We start from the raw sequence: 13143 nt of genomic DNA on the forward strand, positions 1-13143 counted from the left end.
GAGGAGGAGGGCGGCGAAGCCCGGCCAGCGCGCGCGCCGGCGCCCGCGGGGCGCCCCCTCGCCAATAGCGGGGCGAAGGGCGTGAATCGGGTCGAGCATCATGGGCAGACCATAATCCAAGGCCGCGCCGTTGGAAGCGGGTTCAGGCTCAATTCCGGCCATTTTTGGCGTTTTCCCGGGAAAAGCCCCGGTCGACGGGGCTGTGAGGCGCAGGCGGCTGGAATTTACCGCAGCGACCATGTAAGAGCTTTGCCGTCGCTTCGTCGGCGTCTCTCGGTCGGGAGAGGGCGCGGGCTGGCTAGAGCGAGATCGTTCTTGACGGAAACGCCCGCCGGCCTCCCGCGATGACGCGACCTTGAAATCCATATCGGGGCCGGACAGCGCCGGCTAGCTGACGATCGAAAGGAACTTCCGATGTCGACTCAATTCCCGCGTTTTTGCGCGATCGCTCTGGCGGGAGCGCTGCTGCTTATCGGCGGCGGCGCGTTCGCCCAGCAGCAGGCCCCTGCCGCCGGGGGGCAGCCGCAACAAGCGCAGCCACAAGCTCCGATCGCCGCCGATCTCGTCGCGGTGCAGCCCGACTGGACCAAGGTCTGCGGCGCCGATCAGGCGACGAAAAAGGAAATTTGCTACACGACCCGCGATTTCGGCGTCTCCGGCAAGGAGGGCGAGGCGCCCCAGCCGCTGCTCGCGCTCGCGATTTACGATCCCAAGGCCGACGATCAGAAGATCATCCGTCTGCTGCTGCCGCCGGGCTTGCTGCTGAAGCCGGGTTTCCGTTTCGCCGTCGATAAGGGGCCCTTCGACACCGGCGCGTTCGAAATCTGCTTCCCCAATGGCTGCTTTGCCGAGGCCAAGGTGAAAAAGGCCGTCATCGACGGCATGAAGAAGGCCGAGAAGCTGACCATCGTGGTCAAGAATCAGCAAAACAGCGAAGTGACCTTCTATTTGCCGCTCACCAATTTCGGCAAGGCCTTCGACGGCCCGGCGGTCGACCCCAAGGTGCTTGAGGAACAACAGAAGAAGCTGCAGGAAGAGCTGCAGAAGAAGGCCGAGGAAGAGCGCAAGAAGCTCGAGGCGCAAAAGGCCCCCGCCCCGGCCGCGCCGAAGAAATAAGGCGACCGTCTTAAAAAAATTCGCTCGACCCGCGCGGCTTGGCTGCGCGGGTTTTTCTTATTTGCGACGGCGCGAATTGCGACGTTTTGACGCGCAGGCTTTAGCCTGCTTAAATGTGAATCAAAGGCGGCCTTCCCTTCGCTCCAACAGCGGGGTCAAGCGCGATGATGATTGCGTTCGTCATGACTCTCGTCGTGGCCGGCTCGCTTTTGTTTCATTTTCTCAGTCCCTGGCGGGCGACGCCGATCGCGTCGAACTGGGGATTCATCGACGACACGATGGCCCTTACCTTCTGGATCACGGGGGCGGGATTCGTCGCGGTCGTGCTGTTCATGGCTTATTGCCTCTATCGCTTCCGCCACCAGCCAGGGCGGCGCGCCGCCTATGAGCCGGAGAACAGGAAGCTCGAAGCTTGGCTCGCGGGCGTCACGACGATCGCCGTGGTCGCTCTCCTCGCGCCGGGCCTTCTCGTTTGGAACCAGTTCATCACCGTCCCGAAGGACGCCTTGGAGATCGAGGCGGTCGGCGTGCAATGGAACTGGAGCTTCCGTTTGCCGGGCGCGGACAATCAATTCGGATCGAGCGACATCCGCTACATCGATTCGACCAATTCGCTGGGCCTCAGTCCGGTCGATTCCAGAGGGCAGGACGATCTTCTCGTCACGAATGGCGAATTACATCTGCCGTTTGGAAAGCCGATCAAGGTTCTGCTGCGCTCGATCGACGTGCTGCACGACTTCTATGTCCCGGAAATCCGTGCGAAAATGGACCTCGTTCCGGGCATTGTCACCTATTTCTGGTTCACGCCGACCAAGCTCGGCGAATATGAAATTCTCTGCGCCGCCTATTGCGGGACTGGACATCCGCAGATGCGCGGCAAGTTGATTGTGGAGTCGGAAGGCGACTTCGCGACTTGGCGCGCGGCGCAGCAGACATTCGAACAGTCGCGCAAGAGCGACGCAGGCGCGGGCGCGCGGGCGTCCGCGCAATGAGATGTCGATGAAGCGCCTTGCGTCGCGACGGCTTTCATCGCCGTGATCGGGCGCCGCGCGAAGGGAGGATGGTTGGATGACCGACGCCAGCGTGCCTGAGAACGTCGCGCCGCCGCCCGCGGAGGTCGAGGACGTCGAGCTTTATCACGCCCATAGCTGGCTCACGAAATATGTCTTCTGCCAGGACGCCAAGGTCATCGCCATTCAATATGCCGGCACGGCCATCTCGGTCGGCATTCTCGCGCTCGTCCTCTCCTGGGTGATCCGCCTGCAACTCGCCTTTCCAGGCGCCATCCCTTTCATCGACGCCAATGTCTATTACCAGTCCATGACCATGCACGGCATGATCATGGTCGTTTACATGCTCACCGCCATCTTCCTTGGCGGCTTCGGCAATTATCTCATTCCGCTGATGATCGGCGCGCGGGACATGGTGTTCCCTTACGTCAACATGCTCAGTTACTGGGTCTATCTCCTCGCGACCCTCGTGCTTGTCGCGAGCTATTTCTTTCCAGGAGGGCCGACGGGCGCGGGCTGGACGCTCTATCCGCCGCAGTCGATCCTGACCGGCACGCCGGGGTTCGAATGGGGCATCGTGATGATGCTCGTTTCGCTCATCCTGTTCATCGTCGGCTTCACCATGGGCGGATTAAACTATGTCGTGACCGTGCTGCAGGGGCGCACCCGCGGCATGACGCTCATGCGCATGCCGCTCACCGTCTGGGGGATTTTCGCCGCCGCGGTGATGGCGCTCCTCGCTTTCCCCGGCCTCTTCGTCGCCTGCGTCATGCTGCTGCTCGACCGCACGCTCGGCACCAGCTTCTTCATGCCGTCGATCGTCGAATTCGGCGAACGTAAGGATTATGTCGGCGGCAGCCCGATCCTGTTCCAGCATCTCTTCTGGTTCTTCGGCCATCCCGAAGTCTATATCGTCGCGCTGCCGGCATTCGGCATCGTGTCCGATCTCATCAGCGTTCATGCGCGCAAGAACATCTTCGGCTACAAGATGATGGTCTGGGCGATCGTCGCCATCGGCGTGCTCAGCATGGTGGTCTGGGGCCACCATATGTATGTGAGCGGCATGGACCCGTGGTTCGGCTTCTTTTTCGCGGTGACGACGCTCGCCATCGCCGTGCCCACTGCGCTCAAGGTCTATAATTGGGTCCTCACGCTCTGGCACGCCGACATTCATTTCACGACGCCGATGCTCTTCGCGCTCGGCTTTCTCGTCACCTTCGTCAATGGCGGCATCACCGGCCTTTATCTCGGCAATGTCATCGTCGACGTGCCGCTATCGGCGACGCTGTTCGTCGTCGCGCATTTCCACATGGTCATGGGCATTGCGCCGGTGCTCGTCATCTTCGGCGCGATCTATCACTGGTATCCGAAGATCACGGGCCGGATGATGGACGAGCGGCTCGGCAAGATTCACTTCTGGATCACATTCCTCGGCGCCTACGCCATATTCTTTCCGATGCATTATCTCGGCGTGATGGGCGTGCCGCGCCGTTTCTACGAATTGGGCGAGACGGCTTTCGTGCCGAACTCCGCCACGGCGCTCAATATTTTCATCACCGTGACGGCGCTCGTCGTCGGCTTCGCCCAGACGATCTTCTTCTACAATCTGTTCAAAAGCCTCAAATATGGCGCGCCATCCGGCCCCAATCCCTGGCGCGCCGCCTCGCTCGAATGGCAGACGCCGGAGACGCCGCCCGGACACGGCAATTGGGGCAAGCATTTGCCGGTCGTCTATCGCTGGGCCTACGCCTATAGCGTTCCCGGCGCGCCGGAGGATTATCTGCCGCAAAACGCGCCGCCGCTGAAGGGAGAACATTCGCCATGAGCGTAATGGGCCTCTTCTTCGTCTTCATCGCCTCCATCGCTCTCATCTGGCTCGTTCGGCAGGGCGTGACGCAATCGCCCTGGCTCGAGGAGGGGGAGGTCGCCCAATATCGGGGGGCCAGGGGCGTCGCGCCGCCGCCGGCCGCCAAGGTCGGCCTCGCGGTATTTCTGGCCGTCGCCGGCTGCCTCTTCTCTTTGCTGATGGCGGCCTTTTTCATGCGCTCCGACGCGCCCGACTGGCGGATGCCGCCGCCGCCCGCCATTTTGTGGCTCAACACAGCGCTGCTTGCGGCGAGCAGCCTCGCCTTGCAGATGGCGCTGAACGGCGCGCGGCGCGCCGATATGGCGCGCGTGCGGTCGGGGCTGACGATCGCGGCGGTCGCGGCGGGTCTCTTTCTGATCGGCCAGCTTTGGGCCTGGCGCGAATTGCTCGCGGAAGGCTTCTTCGCTGCAAGCAACGTCGCCAACGCCTTCTTCTTTCTGCTGACCGGCGCGCATGCGCTGCACCTCATCGGCGGCCTCGTCGCGCTCGCGCGCACGATCGACAAGGTCCGCATCGCGCCGCGCCTCACCGAGGCGCTGACGACGAGCGTCGAGCTTTGCGCCATTTACTGGCACTTCCTGCTGTTCGTCTGGCTGCTGCTGTTCGCCGCGCTGATCGGCTGGGCCGATGGCCTCGGCGCCATCTGCCGCCGCGCGCTTTCTTGAAGACGGGATCCTATCCATGACGGCGGAGCCGACCACCTCGGATCAAACCCAGACCAGCAAGCTGCTCGGGATGTTCTCAGACTGGTCCTCGGATCAGCGCTCGTTCAAAAGCGCGTCCTGGGGCAAGGCGATGATGTGGATCTTCCTCGTCAGCGACACATTCGTCTTCAGCTGCTTTCTGATTTCCTACATGACGGTGCGCATGTCCACGACGGTGGAATGGCCGCATCCGAGCGAAATTTTCGCGCTCGACATCGGCGGGAAGAAAATCCCGCTTATCCTTATCGCCATCATGACTTTCGACCTCATCACGAGTTCGGGCACAATGGCGATGGCGGTCAATTTCGCCTATGCGCGCGAGCGCAGGAAGGCCGCGCTGCTGATGCTGGCGACGGCCTTCTTCGGCGCGGCTTTCGTCGGCATGCAGGCCTTCGAATGGAGCAAGCTCATTCACGAAGGCGTGCGGCCCTGGGGCAATCCCTTCGGGGCGGCGCAATTTGGCTCGAGCTTTTTCATGATCACCGGCTTCCACGGCTTCCATGTGTCGGTCGGCGTGATTTTCCTCCTCCTCATCGCCCGCGCGGTATGGCGCGGCGATTACGACACCGCCAAGCGCGGGTTCTTTACGGCCCGCAAGGGACGCTACGAGATCGTCGAAATCATGGGCCTGTATTGGCATTTCGTCGATCTCGTCTGGGTCTTCATCTTCGCTTTCTTCTATCTGTGGTGACATCCCGGGCAGGGAGAAATCTATGACGGCGACGACTGACAATACGACGCACGGCCCCGCGCATATTGCGGCGGCGGCGCGACCCGCGGCGCAGGCGCATGGCCAGCAGCATCCGATCAAGCTCTATCTTCTCGTCTGGGCGCTGCTCTTCGTGCTCAGCGCCTGCTCCTATCTCGTCGATTATTTCGATTTTCAGGGCTTGCTGCGCTGGTTTCTGATCGTCGTGTTCATGCTGTTGAAGGCGGGGCTCATCGTCGCGGTCTTCATGCATATGGCGTGGGAGCGTCTCGCGCTCGTCGTCGCCATTCTGCTGCCGCCCCTCGCCGTCCTCGTTCTCATGGCGATGATGGCGTGGGAAGGCGACTACACGAACTATCTGCGCCATTTCTTCTTCATGGCGCATTCATAGGGCGCGCCATGAAAAGAGAAGACCGGCGGAGCGGCGATAAGGCGATCCTGATCGTGCTTTCGGCGCTGGCGCTTGTCTTGCTTATTTTTCTGGGCGCCTGGACCGTCGTCGCGCATCTTTCATAATGCGCCGAAGAGCCGCGGCTATTCTTCCAGCGCGCCTTCCTCATTGACGACATGCGCGAGACCAGCTGTCGCGACGAGCCCCGCGACGCTGACGAAGGTCATAAGGGCGATGACGCCGGTGAGCCCCCAGGCGGCTTGAAGCTGGGGCGCGACGAAGGCGCCGAAGGTTGCGCCGGCCTTGGCGCAGGCCGCGGCGAAGCCGCTGGCGGAAGCGCGGATCGCCGTCGGAAAGAGAGTGGGCGCCAGGGTGAATGTCGTGGCGTTCGGTCCGATATTCATCGCGAAATTGAACAGCATGAAGCCGCCGATGACGAAGGCGATATGCGCGTGCGCGCCGCCGCCCGCCATGGCGGCGAACAGCAACAACAGCATCCCGAGCGCCATGCCGCCGAAGCCCGCGACCTGCATCGGGATGCGGCCAAAGCGCGGCACGGCCCAAAGGCTGGCGACAAAGCCGATGACGAGAAACATGTCGACGGCGGCGCTGCCTTCGGCGTCGGCAAAGTCCTCGGCGATCACGCCTGTATCGGCCTCGCCGAAACGCAAGGCGCCGAGAATCGCCGGCGTGAAGAGCCCGACGCCGTAAGTCGCGACATCCATCAGCGTCCAGGGCAGGGAGGCGAGAAGCGTGCGGGGGCGATAGGCGGCGCTGAACAATGTCGCGAAGCCGGCGACGTTCGCGCCTTCCTGCGACGGGCTTGGCGGCGCGATCGCGCGCGTCTCGAAACTTTGCGCGTTCTCGCCGAATTCTTTCGAAAGCGTCTTGAGCAGCGCTTCCGCCTCGTCGATCCTTCCCTTCGTCACGAGCCAGCGCACGCTTTCGGGCGCCCAGACGCGCGCGACGAGAAAGAGGGCGGCGAGCGCGCCGCCCGCGCCCAGCAACAGACGCCAGTCTTCGGTCGACGGCCGCAGCTTCAATATGGCGAGGCCGGCGAAGGCCGCCGCCGCCATGCCCACGGACTGCAGGGCGATGGTCGCCACCGTCATCCGGTTGCGGGCCTTGCGCGGCATCAGTTCCGACACATAGGCGCCGCTCGTCGGAAAATCGATTCCGACGCCGACGCCGAGCAGGAATTGCGAGAGGAGGACAAAGCGGTAATCGGGCGCCGCCGCGCCGATAAAGCTCGCAAGCGCGATGAGCCCCATATCGGCGATGAAGACCCGCTTTCGTCCGAATCTGTCGGCGCCGACGCCGCCGAAGGCCGCGCCGACCACCGCGCCGAGCACCAACGCCGAGCCGATAAGGCCGACGAAGAGCGGCGTGATCGAAAATTCGCGTTTGAGCAGCGGCAGGGCGACGCCGAGCGCGGTGACCGAGAAGCCGTCGAGAAATGCGCCGCCGCTGGCGGCGAGCCAATAGGCGTAATGCCGCCAGCCCATTGGCGCATCGTCGAGCGCCGCGAAGAGGAGAGCTTTATGTGAAGGCGCGGCGGTCACCGCGCCTTTTCCCCGGCCTCTTTGGCCTGATGATAGAGTTTGCGGATTTCCTCGATGTCGACGGTCGGTTTCGGCGTCTCGAGCTTCAGGCCTTCCAGCGTGTCCGCGATGATCGTCGAGGCCGCGAGATTGCGAAACCATTTATGGTTGGAGGGAAGTATGTACCAAGGCGCATATTCCGTGGAGCAGCGCGAGAGCGCCGCCTCGAACGCCTTGATGTAATCGTCCCATTTGTCGCGCTCGGTATAGTCGCTCGCGCTGATCTTCCATTGATGCGCGGGATCGTCGAGGCGCTCCTTGAAGCGCTGGAGTTGCTCTTCCTTCGATATATAGAGAAAGAACTTGATGATCGTCGTGTTGTTCTCGACGGCGAGCAGCCTCTCCCATTCGTTGATGAAATCGTAGCGCGCCTTCCAGACGTCCTTTGGCGCGAGCTTGTGCACGCGCACGACCAGCACGTCTTCGTAATGCGAGCGATTGAAGATCGAGATAAAGCCGCGCTGCGGCGCATGCGGATGGACGCGCCAGAGGAAATCATGTTCCTGCTCTTCGGGCGTCGGCTGTTTGAAGCCCGTCACCTGGACGCCTTGCGGGTCCATCGCGCTGATGACGTGCCAGCATGTGCCGTCCTTGCCGGCGCCGTCGATCCCCTGGAGGACGATGAGCAGGGAATGTCTTCTGTCGGCGTAGAATGTTCTCTGCAATTCGGTGATGCGGGCGAGGTTCCGCTGTAATTCGTCTTTCGCTTCGACGTCATTTGCGAAATCGCCGTGGAAGCCCGGATCGATCTTTTCGAGATCGACCGACGCGCCGGGCTCGACCCGGAATCTTTTGATGAAATTCATCGCCTGCCCTCCGACGCCGCGTTCGTTCAAGCGGCGAGGCCGACATGGCCTTCCGCCAACTCCGCCCCTCGCCTCTTAACCCATCGCCAGTAAAGAACTTTCATAATGTCGAGGACGATGAGCCAGACGAGGCAGTAAAGCCATACGCCGACGATCGCCGCGCCGGAAAGCGCTACGACTCCGACGCCATAGAGGCAGAGCAGAACCGCAACGACTTGCGTCGCGGCGATCGCCCAGAACAGCCTGCCGCTAGGATAGGGCGGCGCGATGAGCGCATGTTTCGTTCGCACGCAAAAGAGCAGCAAATGGCCGCCGACGGCAAGCTGCAGGAAGAGCAGCGTCTGCAACTGGCCGGGATCGAGCGGAATCATCTGCTGCAATTGATCGTCGACGGCCCAGCGCATCCCGATCAGGAGAAGGCCGAAAGTCTCGGCGACCGAGAGCAGGCCCATGAGCGACGCGAAGATCAAAATGCGATGCATGTCCCATCGAACCGGCGCCGGCGCGACCGGAACATTGTCATAGGCGATCGTCATGATCGGAATGTCGTCGAGCAAAGCCAGCGCGACGATCATGATCGCCGTCAGCGGCTGGAACTCGAACAGCACGATCGAAGCGACGACGATGATCATAATGTCGAGCGTCATCGCGATACGGTAATGGATATAGCTCTCGATGCGCTCGAAAATCTGGCGCGAGACGCGAATGGCGTTGATGATGGTGGAAAGGCCGGGCGCGGTGAGAATGAGCGCGGCGGCGCTGCGCGCCGCGTCCGTCGCGCCGCTGACGGCGATGCCGCAATCCGCCTGCTTCAGCGCGGGCGCGTCATTGACGCCGTCGCCGGTCATCGCGACGATATGGCCCACGGATTGGAGCGCCTTGACGATCTCATATTTATGCTGGGGAAAGACGCGGCCGAAGCCGTCCGCGCGCTCCACCGCCTCGACGACGCTGCGCGGCGGCGCGTTCACATCGGCTCCGTCCTTGAAAATATCGCTCGCGACGAGGAGATGATCGCCCATGCCGAGTTGCGCGGCGATCTGATCGCCGATGGCGACGTCGTCGCCCGTCACCATCTTGACGTTCAGGCCGAGGGCGTTCGCCTGAGCGATCGTCGCCTTGGCGTCGGGACGCGGCGGATCCATCAGTGAGATCAGACCGACGAGCGCCCAGTTCGCGCCGTCTTCCGACATGGCGACGCCAAGCGCGCGTTCGCCCTTGGCGGCGCGCGCCGCGACGTCGTCCTGATAGCGTTTAAGCGTTTCGGCGTCGGGCTTGGCGAGGGCGGAGATCGCCTGCGGCGCGCCCTTTGCGTAGTGGCGCGTGCGGCCGGCGCTGTCGACGACGGTCGAGATCGTTCGCTTGCTCACCGGATCGAAGGGCGTAAAAGCGGTCTCCTTATAGCCGTCGAGCGCTTTGGGCGCCGTCAGCGCCCCCATCACCGCGAGATCGATGGCGTCCTCGCTGCTTTTCTGCGTCGCGAGCGCGGCGAAGAGCAATACGTCCTCGCCTTTGAAGGCGCCGAAGGGAATCGCATCCTGAACCGTGAGCCGGTTCATGGTGAGCGTGCCGGTCTTGTCGCTGCACAGGACATCGACGCCGGCAAGCTCCTCGATCGCATTGAGCCGCGAGACGATCGCTTTTTGCAGCGACAGCGTATAGGCCCCGATCGCCATGGTGACGGACATGACGGCCGGCAAGGCCACCGGAATGGAGGCGATCAGCAAGACGAGAACATATTGCGTGATCGCGCCAATGCGGCTCCAGCTCCAGTCATGCGGCGCGATGACTTCGCGATAAAGCTGCGCGCCGACGAGGATCAGCGCCAGCAGAAAGGCGAGCAGCAGCAGGAAATCGCCGACCTGCGTCACCGCCCGCTGCGAATGCGAGACGGCGCCCGCGGCGCCGACGAGTTTCGCGGTGCGGCCGAAGAAGGTGCGCCCGCCCGTCGCCGTCACGACGCCGGTCATCGCGCCCTGCTTGGCGATGGCGCCCGCATAGGCGTCATCGCCGATCTTCTTCGAGACGGGCAGCGACTCGCCGGTGAGCGCCGCCTGGTCGCAGCTTAGATAATCGCCGTCGACGAGCAGAAGATCGGCGGGAATGATCTGTCCGGCGGCGACGCTGACAATATCGCCGGGAACGAGTTCGGCGGCGGCGATCGAGGTCCATGCGCCGTCGCGCAAGACGCGGGCGCGCGGCGCGAGATTTTTCTTCAGCGCCGCGAGCGCGTTGGCGGCCTTATTGTCCTGCCAAAAGCCGACGACGGCGTTGTAGAGGAGCAGCCCCGCGACGACGCCGAAATCGGGCCAGTCGCGGCGCAGCGCCGAGATGACCGCCGCCGCCTCGATGAGAAAGGGAAGGGGCCCCCAGAAATAATTGAGCAGCCGACGCCATTTGCTTTCGGTCTTGTCTTCGAGGGCGTTCGGGCCGTATTGGGCGCGCCGGCGCGCCGCCTCGGCGGCGGAAAGGCCGTTTCGCGTCGCCTGCAACGCCTCCAGTCGCTGCGCGATTTTTGTCTGGGCGTCTTGAGAATTCGATGGCGAAGATTCGCGCGCCGGCGCTTGGGCGCCCCTGTCCGTCATGCTCTTCTCCCCCTAGAGCAAGTTCCGAAAAAGTTGACAGACTTTTTCGACAAGAACTTGCTCAACTTTATCGATTTAGCGCGATTTCTGATCGATCGGACGATCCCGTCCGATCGGAAAGCGCGCTAGGGTAAATGGATCGCTCAAAAATTGCGGTTGCGATGTTACGGCCAGACGGCGTTTCAGCCAAGAGAGGCGCGCGCCTCGCAGGCGGCATGCTTAAAATCGGCTCTCGCGAGTTCTATTCATCCGCGGCGCAGCCTGCGTCGCCCTCATCGCCTGCGCCGATAATATTCTCCTTGACGATCCTGTCGGCGCGCGACTTCGCCTCCGCGAGGTCCTTGTCATAGACTTCCGTCACATATTCATTCGTCGTCGTCTTGACGATCGATTGATTGGGCGACTGGAGCGGGCCGGCGACATTGATCGAGGCGACCGTCGAGAGGCCCGGCCGCAAAGGCTGCTTTTCGAGTTCGTCGGCGCGAAGCGCGATGCGCACCGGAATGCGCTGGACGATGCGGATGAAATTGCCCGTGGCGTTGTCGGGCGGAAGCGTCGCGAAGACGGCGCCGGAGCCCGGAACGAGTCCCTCGACCACGCCGTGATAAATCTGCTCGGCGCCGTAGAGATCGACCTTGACGATCGCATCCTGGCCCGGCCGAACGCGCGCCATTCTGTTTTCCCAAAGATTGGCTTCGACCCAGAGGTGATCGAGCGGCACGATGTTGAGAATCTGATCGCCGGGCTTAATGCGCTGGCCGACTTGCGCCCGGCGCTTGGCGACATAGCCCGTCGCCGGCGCGCGAATGTTCTGGCGCAAGACTTCGACATAGGCGTCGTTGAATTTCGCTTTCGCCGCCTCGATGTCGGGATGGTTCGCGCGCGTCACGCCGCCGACGCGCGACTCGACGGCCTGATATTCGGCGCGCGCCTCGCGCACATCCGCTTCCTGGGCGGCAAGCTGGTCCTCGGTGTTTTGCAGAAGCTGGCGCGAGGCGGCGCCGCTTTGCGTCGCCTGCCTGTATCTTGCGAGATCGTGCCGCGTTCGGTCTCTTAAGGCCGATCGCGCAACGACCTTCTGGCAGATTTGCGCCCGCGAGGCGAAAAGCGCGCCGACGTTTCGCACGGCGCGGGCGAGTTCGGCCTCGGTTTGCCCGAGCGCCGCGCGCGCGCGCTGCCCGTCGAGGCGAATGAGCGTCTCGCCTTTCTTCACCAATTGCGTCTCTTCGGCGAGCACGGCGGCGACGACGCCGGTGGCGTCGGCGTAAACGGGAATGATGTTGCCGGTGACGAAGGCGTTGTCCGTCGTCACCCAATTGCGGTCGCGAAAGAACCAGACGACAAGGGCGACGAGCGCGCCGATCGCCGCCGCCCCGACGACGAGCTTCAGCAGAAACTCCCTGCGGGCGCGAATGTTCTTGCGAGAGAGCTGCATGGGCGGAATCACATCACTCGCTAACCGCCGCCGAGCGAGCGGATCGTTTCCACCGCCGGGGTGATCGGGTCGGCTTCAGGCTCGGGCTTGGGTTCGGCCGGATGCGGGCCGTCGGCATAGCCGCCGCCGAGCGCCTGGTAAAGATCCACCGCCGCGATGAGTCTCTCGCCTTCGAGCGCGCGCTGCGCGAAGGCCGATTCGAGCAGGTCGGCTTCATTGGCGACGATTTCGCGCCGATCCTTCATGCCGTCGCGCAGACGCGCGCGCGCGAGGTCGAGCTTTACCCGCGCGGCGCCCAGAAGCCGGCCCTGGGCCTCATGTTCGGCGCGGGCGCGTTTGAGATTGGCGATCGAATCGGCGACCTGCTGCGCCGCCTGCAGCAGCGTGTCATTATAGGCGTCGACCGCTTGATCGTAGTCTGCGCGCTGCGCTTCGAGATTTCCCGAAAGGCGCCCGCCCTGGAAAATGGGCAGGCGAATGCCCGGAGAGACCGCGTAGCCGATCGCGGAAGGCGCAAAGAGATAGCCTGCGAGCTTGCTGATCTTGGTCGAGGTGACCGATCCTTCGAACCCTCCCATGATCGCGAGGTCGACAGAGGGAAGAAACATCGTCTTCGCGACATGGATTCGCTGCGCCGCCGCTTCCGCCCGCCGCAGCGCGGCGGCGAGATCGGGGCGGTGGATGAGCAGTTCGATCGGCAGGCTTTTCGGCAGCGCCGGCTGCGCGGGCGAAGGCGCCTTGCCGCCGGCGTAGAGATCGCGCGCCGCGTCGGGGCCTTCCCCCATGAGCCGCGCCAGCGCGTCCTGTTGCAATGTGAGCAGCGCCCGCGCGACCGCCTCGCGCCGGACGGCGGCTTCGAGATCGGCGCGCGCGACCTCTACGGCGTCCAAGGCGTCGAGCCCGGTGCGGTAGCGCGTTT

11 protein-coding genes are annotated in these 13143 nt (G+C 63.3%); 6 read left to right on the forward strand and 5 right to left on the reverse strand.

What is annotated here, in order from left to right; translation table 11 throughout:
* Positions 1 to 414: 414 nt before the first annotated feature.
* The 6 genes from V3H18_RS15410 (at position 415) to V3H18_RS15435 (ending at position 5797) form a co-directional block, all read left to right on the forward strand.
* Positions 415 to 1116 (forward strand): invasion associated locus B family protein, encoded by a 702-nt coding sequence (locus tag V3H18_RS15410; protein WP_332082954.1) that lies wholly within the window; start codon positions 415 to 417, stop codon positions 1114 to 1116.
* 164 nt (positions 1117 to 1280) lie between these two features.
* Positions 1281 to 2108 (forward strand): cytochrome c oxidase subunit II, encoded by an 828-nt coding sequence (locus tag V3H18_RS15415; RefSeq protein ID WP_332082955.1) that lies wholly within the window; start codon positions 1281 to 1283, stop codon positions 2106 to 2108.
* 76 nt (positions 2109 to 2184) lie between these two features.
* Positions 2185 to 3951 carry a cytochrome c oxidase subunit I gene (locus V3H18_RS15420; protein WP_332082956.1) on the forward strand — a complete coding sequence of 589 codons (1767 nt, stop codon included), beginning with the start codon at positions 2185 to 2187 and terminating at the stop codon, positions 3949 to 3951.
* Positions 3948 to 4658, forward strand: a complete 711-nt coding sequence (locus tag V3H18_RS15425) for a cytochrome c oxidase subunit 3 (RefSeq protein WP_332082957.1) — start codon at positions 3948 to 3950, stop codon at positions 4656 to 4658. Before V3H18_RS15420 ends, V3H18_RS15425 begins: the two co-directional genes overlap by 4 nt.
* Positions 4659 to 4674: 16 nt before the next feature.
* Positions 4675 to 5388, forward strand: coding sequence for a heme-copper oxidase subunit III family protein (locus V3H18_RS15430; protein ID WP_332082958.1), 714 nt, complete (start codon positions 4675 to 4677; stop codon positions 5386 to 5388).
* A gap of 22 nt (positions 5389 to 5410) precedes the next feature.
* Positions 5411 to 5797 carry a cytochrome C oxidase subunit IV family protein gene (locus V3H18_RS15435; protein ID WP_332082959.1) on the forward strand — a complete coding sequence of 129 codons (387 nt, stop codon included), beginning with the start codon at positions 5411 to 5413 and terminating at the stop codon, positions 5795 to 5797.
* Between the two features lie 143 nt (positions 5798 to 5940).
* On the opposite strand, the gene V3H18_RS15440 is transcribed toward V3H18_RS15435, so the two are convergent.
* The 5 genes from V3H18_RS15440 to V3H18_RS15460 form a co-directional block, all read right to left on the reverse strand.
* Positions 5941 to 7359: an MFS transporter gene (locus V3H18_RS15440; protein WP_332082960.1), complete on the reverse strand. Its 1419-nt coding sequence runs from the start codon at positions 7357 to 7359 to the stop codon at positions 5941 to 5943.
* On the reverse strand, positions 7356 to 8204 hold the full coding sequence (locus tag V3H18_RS15445; protein WP_332082961.1) for a polyphosphate kinase 2 family protein: 849 nt from the start codon (positions 8202 to 8204) through the stop codon (positions 7356 to 7358). The genes V3H18_RS15440 and V3H18_RS15445 overlap by 4 nt, the downstream gene beginning before the upstream one ends.
* Positions 8205 to 8230: 26 nt before the next feature.
* Complete coding sequence (locus V3H18_RS15450) at positions 8231 to 10789, reverse strand: plasma-membrane proton-efflux P-type ATPase (protein WP_332082962.1); 2559 nt, start codon at positions 10787 to 10789, stop codon at positions 8231 to 8233.
* A gap of 241 nt (positions 10790 to 11030) precedes the next feature.
* Entirely contained in the window at positions 11031 to 12224 is a 1194-nt protein-coding gene (locus V3H18_RS15455; protein WP_332082963.1) for an HlyD family secretion protein, read from the reverse strand.
* 20 nt (positions 12225 to 12244) lie between these two features.
* Positions 12245 to 13143, reverse strand: an 899-nt coding sequence (locus V3H18_RS15460) for a TolC family protein (protein WP_332082964.1), incomplete at its 5' end; no start/stop codon positions are given.

Source organism: Methylocystis borbori (genome assembly GCF_036576025.1).
GTDB lineage: Bacteria > Pseudomonadota > Alphaproteobacteria > Rhizobiales > Beijerinckiaceae > Methylocystis > Methylocystis borbori.

Coding starts and splice junctions, on each gene's coding strand:
- V3H18_RS15410 (WP_332082954.1), top strand. CDS start 415: ATGTCGACTCAATTCCCGCGTTTTTGCGCGATCGCTCTGGCGGGAGCG.
- V3H18_RS15415 (WP_332082955.1), top strand. CDS start 1,281: ATGATGATTGCGTTCGTCATGACTCTCGTCGTGGCCGGCTCGCTTTTG.
- V3H18_RS15420 (WP_332082956.1), top strand. CDS start 2,185: ATGACCGACGCCAGCGTGCCTGAGAACGTCGCGCCGCCGCCCGCGGAG.
- V3H18_RS15425 (WP_332082957.1), top strand. CDS start 3,948: ATGAGCGTAATGGGCCTCTTCTTCGTCTTCATCGCCTCCATCGCTCTC.
- V3H18_RS15430 (WP_332082958.1), top strand. CDS start 4,675: ATGACGGCGGAGCCGACCACCTCGGATCAAACCCAGACCAGCAAGCTG.
- V3H18_RS15435 (WP_332082959.1), top strand. CDS start 5,411: ATGACGGCGACGACTGACAATACGACGCACGGCCCCGCGCATATTGCG.
- V3H18_RS15445 (WP_332082961.1), bottom strand. CDS start 8,204: ATGAATTTCATCAAAAGATTCCGGGTCGAGCCCGGCGCGTCGGTCGAT.
- V3H18_RS15450 (WP_332082962.1), bottom strand. CDS start 10,789: ATGACGGACAGGGGCGCCCAAGCGCCGGCGCGCGAATCTTCGCCATCG.
- V3H18_RS15455 (WP_332082963.1), bottom strand. CDS start 12,224: ATGCAGCTCTCTCGCAAGAACATTCGCGCCCGCAGGGAGTTTCTGCTG.